16 protein-coding genes and 1 pseudogene are annotated in these 15,893 nt (G+C 70.2%); 6 read left to right on the top strand and 11 right to left on the bottom strand.

Features of this window, described 5'->3' with window-relative positions:
* Window positions 1–9: 9 nt before the first annotated feature.
* From ACZ5SK_RS28010 to ACZ5SK_RS27995, 4 genes and pseudogenes are all read left to right on the top strand, one after another.
* Window positions 10–840, top strand: a pseudogene (locus ACZ5SK_RS28010) (DUF3592 domain-containing protein).
* A 162-nt stretch (window positions 841–1,002) separates the two neighbouring features.
* Window positions 1,003–1,830 carry a molybdate ABC transporter substrate-binding protein gene (gene modA, locus ACZ5SK_RS28005; RefSeq protein WP_334576480.1) on the top strand — a complete coding sequence of 276 codons (828 nt, stop codon included), beginning with the start codon at window positions 1,003–1,005 and terminating at the stop codon, window positions 1,828–1,830.
* Complete coding sequence (gene modB, locus ACZ5SK_RS28000) at window positions 1,827–2,705, top strand: molybdate ABC transporter permease subunit (RefSeq protein WP_334576482.1); 879 nt, start codon at window positions 1,827–1,829, stop codon at window positions 2,703–2,705. Before modA ends, modB begins: the two co-directional genes overlap by 4 nt.
* Window positions 2,702–3,823, top strand: coding sequence for an ABC transporter ATP-binding protein (locus tag ACZ5SK_RS27995; RefSeq protein WP_468576669.1), 1,122 nt, complete (start codon window positions 2,702–2,704; stop codon window positions 3,821–3,823). Before modB ends, ACZ5SK_RS27995 begins: the two co-directional genes overlap by 4 nt.
* 115 nt (window positions 3,824–3,938) lie before the next feature.
* Here ACZ5SK_RS27995 and ACZ5SK_RS27990 read toward each other — a convergent pair whose 3' ends face one another.
* From ACZ5SK_RS27990 to ACZ5SK_RS27975, 4 genes are all read right to left on the bottom strand, one after another.
* On the bottom strand, window positions 3,939–4,640 hold the full coding sequence (locus ACZ5SK_RS27990; protein ID WP_334576485.1) for an alpha/beta fold hydrolase: 702 nt from the start codon (window positions 4,638–4,640) through the stop codon (window positions 3,939–3,941).
* Window positions 4,637–5,452, bottom strand: a complete 816-nt coding sequence (locus ACZ5SK_RS27985; RefSeq protein ID WP_468576668.1) for a citryl-CoA lyase — start codon at window positions 5,450–5,452, stop codon at window positions 4,637–4,639. The genes ACZ5SK_RS27990 and ACZ5SK_RS27985 overlap by 4 nt, the downstream gene beginning before the upstream one ends.
* Window positions 5,445–6,656, bottom strand: coding sequence for a CaiB/BaiF CoA transferase family protein (locus ACZ5SK_RS27980; protein ID WP_334576488.1), 1,212 nt, complete (start codon window positions 6,654–6,656; stop codon window positions 5,445–5,447). Before ACZ5SK_RS27980 ends, ACZ5SK_RS27985 begins: the two co-directional genes overlap by 8 nt.
* Window positions 6,657–6,994: 338 nt before the next feature.
* A complete protein-coding gene (locus ACZ5SK_RS27975; protein WP_334576490.1) occupies window positions 6,995–7,804 on the bottom strand; it encodes an IclR family transcriptional regulator domain-containing protein in 810 nt (269 codons plus the stop codon).
* A 223-nt stretch (window positions 7,805–8,027) separates the two neighbouring features.
* Here ACZ5SK_RS27975 and ACZ5SK_RS27970 point away from each other — a divergent pair, with 223 nt between their 5' ends.
* Entirely contained in the window at window positions 8,028–8,594 is a 567-nt protein-coding gene (locus tag ACZ5SK_RS27970; protein ID WP_334576492.1) for a VOC family protein, read from the top strand.
* Here the strand turns inward: ACZ5SK_RS27970 and nicT are convergent.
* From nicT to ACZ5SK_RS27935, 7 genes are all read right to left on the bottom strand, one after another.
* A complete protein-coding gene (gene nicT, locus ACZ5SK_RS27965; protein ID WP_334576494.1) occupies window positions 8,585–9,697 on the bottom strand; it encodes a Nickel transporter NicT in 1,113 nt (370 codons plus the stop codon). The genes ACZ5SK_RS27970 and nicT overlap by 10 nt on opposite strands.
* A complete protein-coding gene (oxdA, locus tag ACZ5SK_RS27960; protein WP_334576496.1) occupies window positions 9,627–10,793 on the bottom strand; it encodes an aliphatic aldoxime dehydratase in 1,167 nt (388 codons plus the stop codon). The genes nicT and oxdA overlap by 71 nt, the downstream gene beginning before the upstream one ends.
* 36 nt (window positions 10,794–10,829) lie before the next feature.
* Entirely contained in the window at window positions 10,830–11,132 is a 303-nt protein-coding gene (locus ACZ5SK_RS27955; RefSeq protein ID WP_361705675.1) for a (2Fe-2S) ferredoxin domain-containing protein, read from the bottom strand.
* Window positions 11,133–11,233: 101 nt separating this feature from the next.
* On the bottom strand, window positions 11,234–11,692 hold the full coding sequence (locus tag ACZ5SK_RS27950) for a nitrile hydratase accessory protein (protein ID WP_334576500.1): 459 nt from the start codon (window positions 11,690–11,692) through the stop codon (window positions 11,234–11,236).
* Window positions 11,689–12,291 carry a nitrile hydratase subunit alpha gene (gene nthA / locus ACZ5SK_RS27945; protein ID WP_334576502.1) on the bottom strand — a complete coding sequence of 201 codons (603 nt, stop codon included), beginning with the start codon at window positions 12,289–12,291 and terminating at the stop codon, window positions 11,689–11,691. The genes ACZ5SK_RS27950 and nthA overlap by 4 nt, the downstream gene beginning before the upstream one ends.
* Window positions 12,288–13,007 (bottom strand): nitrile hydratase subunit beta, encoded by a 720-nt coding sequence (gene nthB / locus ACZ5SK_RS27940; protein WP_361705669.1) that lies wholly within the window; start codon window positions 13,005–13,007, stop codon window positions 12,288–12,290. The genes nthA and nthB overlap by 4 nt, the downstream gene beginning before the upstream one ends.
* A complete protein-coding gene (locus ACZ5SK_RS27935) occupies window positions 13,004–14,539 on the bottom strand; it encodes an amidase (protein WP_334576505.1) in 1,536 nt (511 codons plus the stop codon). The genes nthB and ACZ5SK_RS27935 overlap by 4 nt, the downstream gene beginning before the upstream one ends.
* 358 nt (window positions 14,540–14,897) lie before the next feature.
* Between ACZ5SK_RS27935 and ACZ5SK_RS27930 the strand changes: the two genes are divergently transcribed.
* Complete coding sequence (locus ACZ5SK_RS27930) at window positions 14,898–15,872, top strand: AraC-like ligand-binding domain-containing protein (protein WP_334576507.1); 975 nt, start codon at window positions 14,898–14,900, stop codon at window positions 15,870–15,872.
* Window positions 15,873–15,893: the final 21 nt, after the last annotated feature.

The following is a 15,893-nucleotide window of genomic DNA, read 5'->3' as shown; positions in this document are numbered from 1 at the left end:
TGCCCTACGATCGCGTCCCCCCGCTGGTCGAGGAGGCCAGGGCCACCCTCGGCATCGACTCACCGGTTCCTGCTGCTGTGGTGTGCGGTGTGGGGAGTGGCGGCGCTGGTCGGGTACGGCATGTCGCTGGCCGGGGTGACCAAGGCGCAGCGGACGGTGCGGCTCAAGGGGCGGATCGAGCGGGTGCGGGAGCCCCGGCACGGCGGGTCGTGCAGCGGCGGGATATCGGTGGTCGTCTCCTATCGCGACCACGCCTTGGGCCAGGAAGTCACGGTGACGAACGACGGTGAGCGCGGCGAGATGATCACCGCGGCGTGGGAGGGCCGGGAGATCGGGGTCAGCCACCCGCGGGGCAGACCGCACGCCTACCGGTTCTCCAATCGCCCCGAGGAGCCCAGCCGCGGACTGGGCCGGCCGAGCTGCGCGCTCTTCCTGGTCTACGTCGGGCTGGTGGTCCTCGCCGCGGTCGACCGGGGGTGGCCGTGGGCGCTGATCGGCTTCGGCGGGCCGTGGGCGGTCTACGCCGCCGTTCACCTGCCCGGGACGGTACGGGCCAGGAACGACCGCCTCGGCAGGCCGGCCGCGATGGACAGCGTGCAGGGACGGATCGTCGCGGTCCTGAAAGACGTCGGCATCGACCAGGACGACGGCCACACCCGGACCCCGCCGCCGCGTACGGCCGTCATGTCACCGTCCACTACACGCCCGCCCGACCCGGCCGAGTTCACACTGGACCGCACGGCCGAGCAGCGCTCGGAGGGTCAGGACGTGATGTTCAACGTCCTGGTGATCGTCGTGCTCGCGGCGACGGCCGTGACGGGAGTGGTGGCACTGCTCTGAACCCCGCCTTCGACGTCGTCCGCGACCGGCACATGCCATGCCATCAGATCCATGATCCCGCTCATGCAAAGCGCCAGGAGACTTCTGCCTTGCATCTGCGGCACTATGATCCGTCGAGAGACCGTAGACGTGTCCGTCAGGACCAGAGGGAGTTCACCCGTGATGACCCGTTCCGCGCGCCGGACCCGTCGGATGTTGCAGGTGACCGGCGCAGGCGCCGCCGCCCTGCTGGCCCTGAGCGCCTGCTCGTCGTCCGACGCCGACTCGTCCGCGACGTCAGGCTCCTCCGCGTCGGCCTCCGCGTCGGACAAGCTGTCCGGCACGGTGACGGTCTTCGCCGCCGCCTCGCTGAAGGAGAGCTTCACGACGCTGGGCAAGGAGTTCGAGCAGGCCCACCCGGGCACGAAGGTCACCTTCAGCTTCGGCGGCAGCGACTCCCTCGCCGCGAGCATCACCGCCGGCGCCCCCGCCGATGTGTTCGCCTCGGCCAGCCCCAAGACGATGGCGATCGTGACGGACAAGGGCGACGCGGAGGGCACGCCCGCCACGTTCGTCCGCAACCAGCTGGAGATCGCCACACTGCCCGGCAACCCGGACAAGGTCGCGTCCCTGAAGGACCTCACGAAGTCCTCGCTGAAGGTCGTCCTGTGCGACAAGACGGTGCCGTGCGGCGCCGCCGCCCAGAAGGCCCTGGACGCGAGCAGGCTGAAGCTCACGCCGGTCTCCTACGAGGAGGACGTCAAGTCGGCCCTGAACAAGGTGGTCCTGAAGGAGGCCGACGCCGCGGTGGTCTACAAGACCGATGTGAAGGCGGCGGGTGACAAGGTGGAGGGCGTGGACTTCCCCGAGTCGGCCCAGGCCGTCAACGAGTACCCGATCACCCTGCTCAAGGACTCGAAGAACGCCGAGACCGCCAAGGCGTTCATCGCGCTGGTGCAGTCCGCCGACGGCCGGAAGGTCCTGACCGAGGCCGGGTTCCTCCAGCCATGACCTCCCCGTCCCTGGACCGGGCCGGCGCCGCGGACACTCTGACCGGCGGCCCGCGGCGCCGCCGCGTCCGCGGGGCCCCGGGGGGCCGCGGCGTCCGCAGGGGCGCCCCGCTGCCCCTTCTCCTGCCCGCGCTGATCGGGCTGGCGTTCCTGGTCCTCCCCCTCGTCGCCCTGCTGATCCGGGCCCCCTGGCGCAGCATGCCCGAGCTGCTGACCAGCACCGAGGTGTGGCAGGCGCTCCAGTTGTCGCTGGTCTGTGCGACAGCGGCCACCTTGGTGAGCCTGGTGCTCGGGGTGCCGCTGGCCTGGCTGCTGGCCCGGGTCGAGTTCCCGGGGCGCGGCCTTCTGCGGGCGATGGTCACCCTTCCGCTGGTGCTGCCGCCGGTGGTGGGCGGCGTCGCCCTGCTGATGGCGCTCGGCCGCAACGGCGTCATGGGCCGGTGGCTGGACTCCTGGTTCGGCATCACCCTGCCGTTCACCACCGCCGGGGTCGTGGTCGCCGAGGCGTTCGTGGCGATGCCGTTCCTCGTCATCAGCGTCGAGGGCACGCTGCGCGCCGCCGACCCGCGCTACGAGGAGGCGGCCACGACGCTCGGCGCGTCCCGCTTCACCGCCTTCCGCCGGGTCACGCTGCCGCTCATCGCTCCCGGCATCGCGGCCGGCGCCGTGCTGGCGTGGGCCCGGGCGCTCGGCGAGTTCGGCGCGACGATCACCTTCGCCGGCAACTTCCCCGGCCGTACGCAGACCATGCCGCTCGCCGTGTACCTGGCGTTGCAGAGCGACCCGGAGGCAGCGATCGCCCTGAGCCTGGTCCTGCTGGCCGTTTCGATCGCAGTGCTGGCCGGGCTGCGTGAGCGTTGGATGACCGCCTCATGAGCAACGCCGAGAAGACCACACGCAACGCGCAGAACACGCAGAACACGCAGGACCGGCTCGGCGCGCCCGCCCCGGCCGGAGAGGGGCTCGACGCCCGGCTGCTGGTCGAGCGTGGCTCCTTCCGCCTCGATGTGGCGCTGACCGCGGCACCGGGTGACGTCGTCGCGCTCCTCGGTCCCAACGGCGCCGGCAAGACGACCGCCCTGCGCGCCCTCGCCGGCCTCGTCCCGCTCACCGGCGGCCACCTCCGTCTGGACGGCGCCGAGTTGCACCGCACGCCGCCGGAGTCCCGCCCGGTCGGCGTCGTCTTCCAGGACTACCTGCTCTTCCCCCACCTGACCGCGTTGGACAACGTGGCCTTCGGGCCGCGCTGCCACGGCGCGACCAAGGCGGAGGCACGCGCCCAGGCAGCCGAGTGGCTGGAGCGCATGGGCCTCGCCGACCACGGCGGGAGCAAGCCCCGCAAGCTCTCCGGCGGCCAGGCGCAACGCGTCGCCCTCGCCCGCGCCCTGGCCACCCACCCGCGTCTGCTGCTCCTCGACGAGCCACTCGCCGCCCTCGACGCCCGCACCCGCCTCGACGTCCGCGCCCAACTCCGGCACCACCTGGCCGAGTTCGAAGCGGTCGCCGTGCTCGTCACACACGATCCGCTGGACGCGATGGTCCTGGCCGACCACCTCGTCGTCATCGAGGACGGCCACATCGTCCAGCAGGGCAGCCCCGCCGACATCGCCCGCCACCCGCGCACCGACTACATCGCCCACCTCGTCGGCCTCAACCTCTACCAGGGCGCGGCCGACGGCCACACGGTCCGCGTCGACGGCGGGCCCTCGATCACGACCACCGAGGACCTCACCGGCCCGGTCTTCGTCGCCTTCCCGCCCAGCGCGGTCACCCTGCACCGGGACCGCCCCACCGGCTCCAGCGCCCGCAACCTCTGGCAGTGCGAGGTCGCCGGCCTGGAGACCCACGGCGACCAGATCCGCGCCGCCCTCACCGGCGCGCTTCCCCTCGCCGCCGACCTCACGACGGTGGCGGCGGCGGAGCTCGACCTGTATCCGGGTGCCGCGGTGTGGGCGACGGTCAAGGCGGCCCAGACACACGCGTACCCCGCTTGACGGCCTACGGAGACGGGCGGAGCGCGGGGCCCCGGGCCGACCGCCCGGGCTCTGCGAGGCATCGCACCCCCTTCGCCTCGCGGCTGCGATGACGCCGACGCGGGGAACAAGCTCGTCACCGGAGCACGAGGAGAGCGGCCTGCTCGGCAAGGAACCGGGCCATCGGGTCGGGCGCGGAGTAGAACGGCGAGTGGTCGCAGTCGAGTTCGACGTAGGTGGCGGCACGTGCGGCACAGGTGTGCTGTGCCTCGGGGCGTACGGTCCGGTCCGCTGCGCACACGACGTAGGCGCTGGGGACGGTCAGCCACGCCGGGTCGTCGAGGGGCGTGTCCGGCACCCGGCTGCGCATCGGCCGCCAGAGGGCGGCCGCGCGCTCGGCGTGTCGCGCTGGTGTGGCGGAGTAGAGCGCCTCGCGGGCGGTGGGCAGCAGGGTCACCGTGCCGTCGGGGGCCGTCCGTACGGACCGGTGGAAGGCGGGGTCGTTCCAGGTGGGCGTCAGCTGTGCCGGGGACTCGCCGGGCAGCGGCATCCGTGCGGCGATGTAGACCAGGCGTGCCGCCGCGTGCCCGCCGGCCGAGATCGGCAGGCCGCCATAGCTGTGCGCGACCAGCAGCACGGGGCCGTGTCGTGCCGCCTCGCGTACGGCGGCGCGGACCGCCTCGGTGTCGTCGGTGAAGGAGGTGAAGGGGAGGTCGATGGCGTGGCTGCGGACGCCGGCCGCGCGCAGCCGTTCCGTCACCTCCTCCCAGCACCAGGAGCCGTGGTGGGCGCCGTGCACGAGCAGGATGCAGGGCTCGCGCTCCGGTGACCGGCTCATGGCAGGTCTCCGGGGTACGGGTCAGGGGCGACGGGCCGGTTGTTGAGGTCGACGGAGAGGAAGACGTTGTTCGCGACCGGATGCCGCATCTCCTCGGCGAGCTGGCCGATCAGCCCCGCGGTACGGGCCAGCAGCGCGAAGCCGCGCAGCAGCGGGATGGGCAGGCCGAGGTCGGCCAGGGCGGCTCCGCACACCCCGGCGCCGTTCAGCGGCAGGGTCTTGCCCAGGACCTGCGGGTGGGTCCGGCCGATCGCGGCGAACAGCGACAGGTGGGGACCGAACTGCTCCTCCTCGGCGGCGATCTCCATGAGCCGGGGGGTGCGCGGGTCGCCGTCCTTGTGGACGTGATGGCCGAGACCGGGCACGAACTGCCCGGCCGCCCGCCGCGCGCGTACGGTTTCCAGGGCGAGGACGTCCCATCCCGCGTCGTCGTCCGGCACCGTACCGGGATGGCGTTCGATGATCTCGTGCAGAAAGGTCCCGGTGTCCTCGGTGACCCCGAGGAAGCGGGAGCCGCCGCCCAGCAGCCCGGCCGCGAGCGCGCCCTGCACCGAGTCCGGCGCCGACAGATACGTCAGGCGTGTGACGATCGCGGTCGGGGTGAAGCCATGGTCGGCCAGCGCCGCGAGGACGGCCTCGAAGACCCGGACCTGGCCGGGGGTGGGGCGGCGCTGGGTGGCAAGCCAGTAGGCGAGTTCGCCGAAGCCGACCTGGCCCATCACGTCACGGGCGAGGTCCTCGCCGAGAAGAGTGATCGAGGTGCGGGAGGAGGCGCCCAGCGCCGTCGGGTAGGACGCGGGCCGGTCAGTCACGGGCGTCCTCCTCGGTCGTGCGCGGGGCTCGCGGGGCCGTGAGCCACTTGCGGAGTTCGGGGCCGTGTTCGTCGAGTTCGGGGGGCGGCAGCTCGTAGCGGGCCGGTGTCGCGGAGAACGTGATCGGGTGCCGTGCCATCGGAACGGCCCGCTCCCCCTCGCCCACCTCGACGACCGGGTCGAGTCCGAAGCGCTCGGCCGTGGCGAAGCCTTGGTCGATGGTGTTGATGGGGGCGGCCGGTACCCCTGCGGCGACCAGGGCGTCGAACCACTCGGCCGCGCCCTGCGCGGCCAGCTGCTCCACCAGCAGCGGCCGGAGCTCCTCGCGGCGGGCGGTGCGGTCCTGATTGCGCGCGAACCGCGGGTCGTCGGCCGTCTCGGGTATGCCGAGGACCTCGCACAGCCGCCGGAACTGGCCGTCGTTGGCGGCGGCGACGATCAGGTCACGGTCGGCGGTGGGGAACGGCTCGTAGGGGAAGACGCTCGGGTGGGCGTTGCCCATCCGATAGGGCACGGTGCCGCCGGCCACATAGGCGGAGCTGTGGTTGACCAGGCCGGACAGGGCCGAGGACAGCAGATTCACCTCGACGTGCTGGCCCTCGCCGGTCGCGTCGCGATGCCGGAGCGCGGCGAGGATGCCGATGGTCGCGTGGTTGCCCGCCATCACGTCGAAGACGGAGATGCCGGCCCGGTAGGGCTCGCCCTCCGGGTCGCCGGTGAGGCTCATCAGACCGGAGATCGCCTGCACCATCAGGTCGTAACCGGGTACGTGACGACCCGCGCCGGGCCCGAATCCGCTGATCGAGGCATAGACCACGCCGGGGTTCCGGGCCGCCACGCTGCGGTGGTCCAGGCCGTACTTGGCGAGCGCGCCCGGCTTGAAGTTCTCGATCACTACGTCCGCCCGGTGCGCCAGTTCACGCGCCGCGAGGGCATCGTCCTCGGCGCGCAGGTCAAGGGCGATGGAGCGCTTGTTGCGGTTGACTCCCAGGTAGTACGTGGACGTCTCACCGCGGGTGGGCGGCATCCACGTCCGGGTCTCGTCGCCACCGGGGGATTCGACCTTGACCACCTCGGCCCCGAGATCCGCCAGCAGCATCGTCGCGTACGGGCCCGCCAGCACCCGGGAGAAGTCGGCGACCAGCAGACCGGACAGCGGCCCGCCACCCCCGCCCGGTGCTGCCGACTCTGTGGGCATCTCCATGAACCATCCCTCCGACCGCACAGCGGACATCCGTCCGCCGATCGGATTGTGACACGCCGGACCGTGGCGCCGCGAGGAGTCGAGAGCGATTCTCCGGGCCGGAACGAGCGCGGTCGCGTGCCCACTGCCGGTACGGAAGGAGCCGGCGGGCTCGGCCCGCGGTGCCGGCGCGGATGCCGAGGCCGGCGAGCGGTGACAGGCGAGCGGCCCGGGGTGCGGCGCGGCGCGGATGCGCTGAGCGGGTTCGCGGCGCGGTCTCGGCGGTGGCGACGCCGGCGGGCGGGGCACCGCACACGGAAATGGCCCGGCGGACCGCGTGCGGGCCGTCGGGGAGGGGGTCAGGGTCTCGGAGCGACCACCGACTGCGGGAGGGCGGCGAGCTTGGAGAAGTCGCAGCTGATGTCACCCGCCGTCTGCAGCAGGAGCGGCAGATGCTCCTCCCGCAGCTTGCGCACCGAAGTCTCGGCGGCATGGGCGTTGACGTTGATGGCCGCGATCACCCGGCCCCGGCCGTCCCGCAGGGGCACCGCGACCGAGCGGATGCCCAACGCCAGGTCCTCGTCGGCCAGGGCCCAGCCACGGGCCCGCACCTCGCGCAGGGCCTCGTCCCGCTCCTCCCGGGCGGGCCGCCACAGCGGGGTGAGCCCGGAGCGGGTCGGCTCCGCCAGTGTCTTCTCCAGCTGTTCCGGCTCCAGCGCCGCCAGCAGCACCTTGCCCAGGGAGGTCTGCAGCGCCGGGAACCGCGTGCCGATCCGGACGGAGAGCGTCACGATCTTCGGAACGGCGACCCTCGCGACGTACACGATGTCGCTGCCGTCGAGCTGCGCGATCGAGCAGGACTCGCGCGTCCGGTCCACCAACCGTTCCATGTGCGGACGGGCGACGTCCCACAACCCCAGCGAACCGACGTAGGCGGCACCCAGGTCGAGCACTCGCGGGGTGAGCGCGAAGCCCTTGTCCAAGGCGCGCACGTAACCGAGCTCTTCGAGGGTCAGCAGGATCCGCCGCACCGTCGGCCGGGCCAGACCGGTCGCCGCCGCCACCTCCGAGAGCGACATCGCCGACTGATGCGGAGCGAAGGCGGTGATCACGTCAAGCCCCCGGGCCAACGCTTCGATGAAATCGGGCCCGGTACCCGTACGCGGCATCTGCGGCCCCTCACACGTGCTCGACTGGACGTTCCAGGTTACTGCCCCCTGTCCGCATGCCGTCTACCGCCCGCGGAGAAAGCAACCTCCGGCACATCGGTCCCGCAACACTCTTGACGCCGACGGCGGGGCGCATGAAGGTAGCGAGCAGCGACCGTCTGGCGGACAGATGTCCGTCGCGATGTCGTCCGGCTGGTCATGGAACCTCAAAGGAGAGTCGACGATGACCCAGGCTTCCCCCGCGCCCTCCGTCGCGTCCAGCACTGCGGCCCTGCCGTCACGGCTGCACCACAACGCCTACGTCACCCGCGACCAGGAGGCGACCCGGGCCTTCTACGAGGACCTCATCGGCCTGCCCCTCGTCGCCACCTGGAAGGAGTCCGACGAACTCTTCGGCGCGGTCCGCACGTACTGCCACACCTTCTACGGCCTCGGCGACGGCAGCGCCCTCGCCTTCTTCCAGTTCGCCGACCCCGAGGACCAGAAGCAGTTCGGCCCCGAGATGCCGCACTCACCGTTCCAGCACATCGCGCTCAAGGTCACCGAGGAGGTGCAGAGCGCGATCGCCGAACGGCTGGAGAAGGCCGGCTGGCGGCCCGACGAGACGTATGTGCTGGAGCACGGCTACTGCCGTTCCCTCTACACCAGCGACCCCAACGGCCTGCTCCTCGAGTTCACCCTGGACGCGCCCGGCATCAACGAGAGCGACGCCGAACGCCGGCGCACCGCCCACGCCGAGCTCGCCTCCTGGCTCGCGGGCGAGCACACCAGCAACAACACCTACCGCTGACCGGCCAGGGGCCGGCGCTGGTCGACCTTTGCGATCCGCCAGTAGCCGACGGCGATCGCCCATGCTGCGACGAACAACGCGACGATGACGAAGCCCACGTTGTTGAGGCTGATTCCGGAGATCCAGCCGGTGACCGGATCAGTCAGGTTGCCCTGTTCGTGTATGAGGCCGATGAGTTCGACGCTGCCGATGAGAAAGGCGACGGCGACAGAGAGACCGGTGATACTGAGGTTGTAGTACACCTTACGGATCGGGTTGGAGAACGCCCACTGGTAGGCGAAGTTCATGAACGTTCCGTCCAGCGTGTCGAACAGGCTCATGCCGGCGGCGAAAAGCAGCGGAAGGCACACGACGGCATACCAAGGAAGGCCCGCGGCGGCACCGGATCCGGCCATCACCATCAGGCTGACCTCGGTGGCGGTGTCGAATCCGACGCCGAACAGACACCCGACGAAGTACATCTGGCCAGGACGCCGTATGGAACGGGTCAGCCGACCGAGGATCCTGTTCATGAATCCGCGACTGTCCAGGTGCTTCTCGAGTTCGTTCTCGTCGAATTCCCCCGCCCGCATCTGTCGGAAGGCGCCCCGGATTCCGAACAGTGCAACGAGGTTCATTGCCGCAATGAGGTAGAGGAATCCGCCTGATGCGAGGGTGGAGACGATGCCCAGATCATGGCGCGCGGTGCCGCCGTCGTCGGTCAGCGTGGTCGTGAACCTCACTCCGGCAGCGATGCCTGCTGCCAGGAGGATCACGATCGTGGAGTGGCCCAGCGCGAACCAGAATCCCACCGAGACGGGTCGCTTGCCGTCCGACATCAGTTTGCGGGTGGTGTTGTCGATCGCCGCGATGTGGTCCGCGTCGAAGGCGTGTCGCATCCCCAGGGTGTAGGCGGTGATGCCCAGGCCCAGACTGAACGCCTGTGAGCCGACCTGGAAGTGACGCGGCATCACCAATGCCGCGAGGATTCCGAACCCGACGACATGGAGGGCCAAAATCACGGCCAGGAGTCCTGCGGTCCGCCACATGTCCTCACGCCGCCGTGTGAGGGTCGACGGCGGCGCGATGCCCTCTCGAATTACGGAGACGTCGATGTCGGCCATCTCGTTCGCTCCTTGACATTCGTCTGATGGTTGTCAGCGCTTGCGCCGGAACCACGGCGTCGCGCATCATCCCGGTGCGCGGGTGGCAGTTGATGTACTCGAACATCTGGTCCTTGCCGTCGGAGACCGAGACCTCGTGGTAGAGCCGGAGCTTCTCCAGACCGGTCACCACACGGAAGAAGGTGACGAAGATCCGCAGGTGCGTCGGGTGCGATTCGGCCCACCGCTCGAGCAGGTCGAGCGACCGCCAGTGGCCGATGTCGTAGCTCTCGTCTAGCTCGTTGCCGTCGATGTCGATGCTGCGCACGAAACGATTGCTGTAGCAGCCGAGCGTGTCGCCGTTGTCGCGCAGGAAGTCCATGCCGTCCTGAAGACCGGGCAGGATCTCGTCGAGGTAGAGGGCGCGCTCGTCCTCTCCTGCTGCCATCCAGTCCTGGCCGGAGCGGATGAGCGCGATGTTGTCGTGGCCGCGGACGATCACGCGGCCGCCCTTGGCAGGGTCACCGGAGACGACGGTGAGCTCGCCGTCGGCCTTGAGCCAGTCGGTCTGCGAGAGGGGGATGCGGTCACGCATCGAGCCCCAGTAGCCGTGCTCCTCGATCTCGCCACTGCACTCACCCATGACGCCGCCGATGCCCGGGAAGTCCTCGGTGAAGGCGTACAGGGTCTCGAACTGTTCCACGCGCGGAGCCACGATCTCGCGGAAGTGGCCGAGGCCCTCGCTGAGACGCTCCTCGGAGGCCCACCAACTCCTGACCTCCTCCGAGCGCAGCCAGCGGCAGTACGCGGCCGGGTCGGCCCAGTAGCCGACAGCCATCAGGTTGTGGTGGTCCTGGTCGTCGACGTGGTGCGTCAGGTCGTGGCGCACCGGGCCGTCAGCGAGGCCGAAGCTGTCGACGAGGTGCCGCAGCGTGGCCAGAGCCTGCGGACGCCTGCCCTCCTCGGCGTACTGGACACCGAAGTAGCCCATCACGGCCTGCCGCAACGCCTTGTCGCCGCGGGCGACGAACATCGGGAACGGCGGCGCGTAGTCGTCGGACACCCGCCGTGACAGCGTGCGCGGGCACTTCAGGTGCGTGTCGATTGCGGATTCCATGAGCGGTTCCTTCTGTGAGGTCGGGCGATGGTGCCGTCACCAAGGGGAGGTGCCGGTGCGTGCGATCTCCGCCCCGGTGCGAATGCGACCGAGCTCCGGCGGCGGCTCGGCGATTCCGGGGCCGCCGTCACGCAGCCAGGCGGCCAGTGCCTCGGCACGTTCGACGGTGTTCACCTGGGTGATCCAGGCGGGCCTGGTTCCCGCGTGCCGTGCTTCGGTGGACGGGTTGACGACGACCACGTTGGAGAGCTCGCATGCCCACAGGCACTCGGTGCGCACCAACGCGGTGTCGGGACCGCTGTGGTGGGTGAGGATCTCGGCGATGCCTTCGTGATCCACGTCGGGATGTTTACGGGTGGTGCCGCAACAGCAGCCCCGGCACATGCGGATCCGCGGGCCGGCACGCGTCGGCATCGACGGCGCCGGGGCGGCCGGTGCGTTCACGCGCCGTGCCCCGGCCGGCCACGGGCCGGATCGATTGCTATGGGCTCGGTGCGGGCCTTGTGGTGGTTACGGTTCGGCGGCTCGGCGAGGACTCGCCGGACGTTCTCGTCGAGCGCGTCCGGCGCCAGGGCGCACTGGGTGGCCATGACGGTCTCGAGCGCGGCGAGCCAGTGCTCGTAGTACGACCACGGAACCTCGCCGGTCTGGATGTCGCTGTTCTCCCAGTCCTGGATGGAGGCGATGAGCGCGCCCTGGAACTGCGCCCAGTCGAACGCCAGCGCCTGGTGGGCCGCGACCGCCATGGCGAAGGCACGGATCTCCCACGGGAACTGGAAGCCCATCCGGCTCGGGTCGGCGCCCGGCAGACCGCAGACGAGCTCCTCGACCTGGCGCCGGGACTCGCCGAGCGCCTCCGGGGAGGCGTACGGGCCCGGGAAGGTGTCCGCGCCGGTCATGACGCGGCCGTGGCGACGGGACCGACGCCGATCATCGAGTCCCGGGTGACCAGCTCGGCGAGTTGCTCCTCGGTCCAGCCGTCCGTGCCGGCGGGGCGCTGCGGCAGAACCCAGTAGCGCATCTCGCTGCTGGAGTCCCATACGCGCACCTCGACGTCCTCGGGCACGGTGAAGTCGAAGGAGTCGCTGAGCACCTTGCGCGGCTCACGGGTGATGGCGGCACGGTACTGCGGGTCCTTGTACCAGTTGGGCGGGAGGCCGAGCACCGGCCACGGGTAGCAGGAGCAGAGCGTGCAGACGATGATGTTGTGGACGGTGTCGGTGTTCTCCACCACGACCATGTCCTCACCCTGCAGGCCGCCGATGCCGAGCTCCTTGCAGGCCTCGGAGGCGTCCTCGACGAGGCGGGCCCTGAACTCCGGATCGCTCCAGGCCTTGGCGACGACCCGCGCGCCCAGTTGCGGGCCGACCTCGTGCTCGTAGATCTCGACCATGCGGTCGATGGCCCGGGTGGTCATGATGCCCTGCTCGATCAACATGGACTCAAGTGCCTTGACCCGAGCGGCGATCTCCTCCTGGGTCCGGATCTTCGCGCTCACGCGACTGCTCCTTCGGTGCCGGCGGACACGGGGGTGACGAGTTCGATGTAGGGGTCCCAGACGTCGAAGCAGACCGAGCCGTTGGGCTCGGCGTGCTCGGCGCCCCACAGTTCTTCGTTGGTGAACCGGAGCGTGTAGACGTGCTCCGGGTTCTCGCCGAGCCCGTTCCCGGCGGTGTCGGGATAGATCATCGGCCCGTGGTGGAGCACTACCTCGCCGATCGCGCCACGGATGTAGCGGGCACGGCGGGTGTGGCCCTTGGGAGCCGAGCGGTCGACTCGGACGATGTCGCCGACCTTGAAACGGGCTGGCTTGTCCGAGGGCCGCTTGGCCGGCGCGCCGGCCGGAACCACGGCCTCGACGAAGGCGAGCAGCGCGGGGTCGTCGGCGTGCTCCGGAAGCGGAGCATCCGGGTTCGCGAGGTAGTGCTCGGTGCGGCGGTCGAGTTCGGCCGTGTCGAGCTTGCCGAGCTTCTCACCGAAGTGCTCGACGGTGTGGACCCAGTGCTCGTAGTAGGGCGACTTCAGGTAGACGGCCGGATCGATCAGCTCGATGCCGTGACGGAACTGGTCGACGCCGAAGAAGCCTGCGCGGAAGCACATGGCGAACATCGGGAAGACGGCCTTCTCCCATGCCGCGCGGAAGACCGGCTCCTCGTCGGGGACGATGACCGCTCCGACACCATCGGTGCCGGCGAGGTCGAACACACCGTTCATGCGGTGAACTCCTTCTTCCTGTCGGGGGCGGTGAGCGTTCCGAGCGTCTGCTCGAAGGCGTGGGCTGCGCGCAGCACGTCGGCGTCGTCGAACCGCTTGCCGATGACCATCAGCCCGACCGGCAGGCCATCGGCCAGGCCGGCCGGGATGGTGCATGCGGGGTGACCCGTCACGTCGAGCGGTGCGGTGTTGGAGACCATTTCCAGGGCCCGTCCGAGGACCTCCTCGACAGGAGCGTCCGCAGGCGGGATGAGGCTCGCGGTGATGGGCAGCGTCGGCATGACCAGTACGTCATGGGTGTCGAGCACGCTGTCGTAGGCGGCGGCCAGGACGCCTTCGAGGTTTCGCGCCTTGGCGTAGCCGGCGCCGTAGCCGTTGCGGAGCGCGTAGGTGCCGCCGAGCGCGACCAGCTTGACCGTCTCGGAGAACGCCGATGGATCGCGGCGCCACCGCTCGCCGAAGAACGCGATCTGCGCCGGGTCGTAGGAACCCTTCCAGTTCATGCCGTAGGCGTTGCCCTGCACCATCTGCCAGGTCGCGCCCTCGACAGAGATGACATCCCAGAGCGCAGCGCCGTGCTTGTGCCACGGAATGGACACCTCTTCAGCGACGTGGCCCGCTGCCGTCAGCTTTTCGACGGCCCGCCTGACGGCCGCGTTGACAGCGGGGTCGGAGTTGGCCTGGTCGAATCCCTCGGTGACGACACCGATGCGCAGGCCACGTCCCAGGTTCCGCAGCCCGGCGAGATAGTCCTGACCGGCGACGCCGGCGGGCTGACGGGGGTCCTTGCCGTCCGCACCCGCGATCACCGTCAGCATCGCGGCAGCATCGGCGACGGTCGGCGCGATCGGGCCCAGGTGGTCCAGCGACTGCTCGATGGGGAACGCCCCGGTGTACGGCACCAGGCCGAAGGTGGGCTTGAAGCCGACGACACCGCAGAAAGCGGCCGGGATACGGATCGACCCGCCCTGGTCGCCACCGAGCGCGAGGTCCACCTCACCTGAGGCGACCAGGGCAGCGCTGCCGCTGGACGAGCCGCCGGACGTGCGGTCACGATCCCAGGGATTGCGGACCGGGCCGGTCCTGGAGGTGTGCGAGGCCCCGGAGAAACAGAGGTCCTCACACACCGCCTTGCCGGCGATGGTCCCGCCTGCCTGGAGAAGGCGCGTCACCACGGTCGCGTCCACGCTCGGGACGAAGCCGCGAAGAGTCTCCGACCCGTTCATCATGGGCACGCCGGCAACCGCGACGTTGTCCTTGATCGCGACACGGCGACCGCCCAACGGGCCATCGGTGCGTTCGCGCAACTCGGTGGTCACGTACCACGCGCCGAGGGGGTTGTCGGCCGGCTCGGACCACTTACGCACCGGGGCGGTCGGCGCCGCCTCGCGGTCATACAGCTCGTCGACGACCGCCCAGGAGCCGAGCAAGCCCGTTGCCGCCGCGTGGTACACGGCCAGTTCGTTCGTGGGAACGCCGAGCCGCAACTCGTCCGCCAGGTCCTCGACGGCCCTCGGCGAGGGAAGCTCCATACCAATCCTCCTGGATGTCAGGACTCGTTGACGCGTAGGAAGAAACCGCATGTCGAAACGGGACTCGGAGCGTCCCTCAGGGGGTTCTGCGAGTAACCACGACCGTACGAGTCGCTGCGGCGTCGTGCTTGTCACCCAGAGACAGCCGGCTTGACCGTCAGCGCCATCGTGGTGGTCGGCCTGCCGTGGGCCGAACACCGTGGTCCCGCTGGGTCTCAACTGCCAGTCCCGGAACGGTGCTGTGACTCGTGGGACGGTGGGTTTCCGCGAGGAGTGCGGCGGCGTATCGTACGGCCGCAACACATGCCATTGTCCGTCTCGTGGGGGTGGAAGTTCACTCCGAGAGGAGGGGCCGTCGATGCCGTTGCGACCCGCACCCGCCGATCGGCCTGATGCCCCGGACTGTGCCTCGGCGACGGCTCAGACCACCGCGGTCGATACCTGGATCGAGATGATCCGCGACACCTTCGTCGCGCTCGACATCACGCCCGCCGACCCGACCCGGTTCTCCGGGTCGGTGTACACCCGGCAGCTGGCGCACCTGATGGCCGCAGATGTCGCCGCCACCTCGCAGACCTTCGAGCGCACCCCCCGCCTGACCGCCCGCCGCCCCTGTGACCTTCTGCAAATCGGCATGCCGGTCGCGGGCGAGGGACTTCTCTCCCAGGACGGGCGGACCTGCGCGCTGAGACCGGGAGATTTCGCCCTCTACGAAACCTCCCGGCCGTTCACCTGGAACCTGAGCCCTGACTGGAAGCTGTGCGTGTACACCTGGCCGCGCGGGTCCATTCCACTGGCGGAGTCGGGATCGCAAGCGCTGACCGCGACGGCGGTGCGCGCGGATTCGGCGCTGGGACGGCTGTTGTCACCGGTCCTGTCGAATCTGCTGGACCCCGGCTGCGAGGTGTCCTCCGCGGGCGCGATCCGGCTCGCCGACGAAATCGCCGAACTGGCGATCACAGCCGCGCTCGAGGAGGTCGAGCCGGAGGACCCCGATGGCCAGGCACGTCAGCTGTACACCGCTGTACTGCACCACATCAACGCTCACCTCGACGACCCGAGCCTGTCCCCCCTGCAGATCGCGAACACCTTCTACATCTCCACCCGCACGCTCCACCGGGTCTTCGCCCGTTTCGACACCACGGTGGCCACCGCGATCAGAACCCGCCGTCTGGAATCCTGCCGACAGGCGTTGCTCTCGCCACGTAACGCCCACCGCTCGCTGACCGACATCGCGGCCCGTCACGGATTCACCAACCTGGCGGTCTTCAGCCGAGCCTTCACCTCCACCTACGGCACCACCCCCAGCCGCTACCGCGAACTCGGCCGCTGACCTCGACTCGTCAGCTGCCGG

This window comes from Streptomyces sp. NPDC031474 (genome assembly GCF_055581185.1).
The sequence above is the reverse complement of the archived record's forward strand: the minus strand, read 5'-3'. Positions and strand labels throughout refer to the sequence as shown.

Coding starts and splice junctions, on each gene's coding strand:
- ACZ5SK_RS27935 (WP_334576505.1), bottom strand. CDS start 14,539: ATGGAGCTTCCCTCGCCGAGGGCCGTCGAGGACCTGGCGGACGAGTTG.
- modA (WP_334576480.1), top strand. CDS start 1,003: ATGACCCGTTCCGCGCGCCGGACCCGTCGGATGTTGCAGGTGACCGGC.
- ACZ5SK_RS27995 (WP_468576669.1), top strand. CDS start 2,702: ATGAGCAACGCCGAGAAGACCACACGCAACGCGCAGAACACGCAGAAC.
- oxdA (WP_334576496.1), bottom strand. CDS start 10,793: ATGGAATCCGCAATCGACACGCACCTGAAGTGCCCGCGCACGCTGTCA.
- ACZ5SK_RS27970 (WP_334576492.1), top strand. CDS start 8,028: ATGACCCAGGCTTCCCCCGCGCCCTCCGTCGCGTCCAGCACTGCGGCC.
- ACZ5SK_RS27990 (WP_334576485.1), bottom strand. CDS start 4,640: ATGAGCCGGTCACCGGAGCGCGAGCCCTGCATCCTGCTCGTGCACGGC.
- ACZ5SK_RS27975 (WP_334576490.1), bottom strand. CDS start 7,804: ATGCCGCGTACGGGTACCGGGCCCGATTTCATCGAAGCGTTGGCCCGG.
- ACZ5SK_RS27950 (WP_334576500.1), bottom strand. CDS start 11,692: ATGACCGGCGCGGACACCTTCCCGGGCCCGTACGCCTCCCCGGAGGCG.
- nthB (WP_361705669.1), bottom strand. CDS start 13,007: ATGAACGGTGTGTTCGACCTCGCCGGCACCGATGGTGTCGGAGCGGTC.
- ACZ5SK_RS27930 (WP_334576507.1), top strand. CDS start 14,898: ATGCCGTTGCGACCCGCACCCGCCGATCGGCCTGATGCCCCGGACTGT.
- ACZ5SK_RS27980 (WP_334576488.1), bottom strand. CDS start 6,656: ATGGAGATGCCCACAGAGTCGGCAGCACCGGGCGGGGGTGGCGGGCCG.
- nicT (WP_334576494.1), bottom strand. CDS start 9,697: ATGGCCGACATCGACGTCTCCGTAATTCGAGAGGGCATCGCGCCGCCG.
- modB (WP_334576482.1), top strand. CDS start 1,827: ATGACCTCCCCGTCCCTGGACCGGGCCGGCGCCGCGGACACTCTGACC.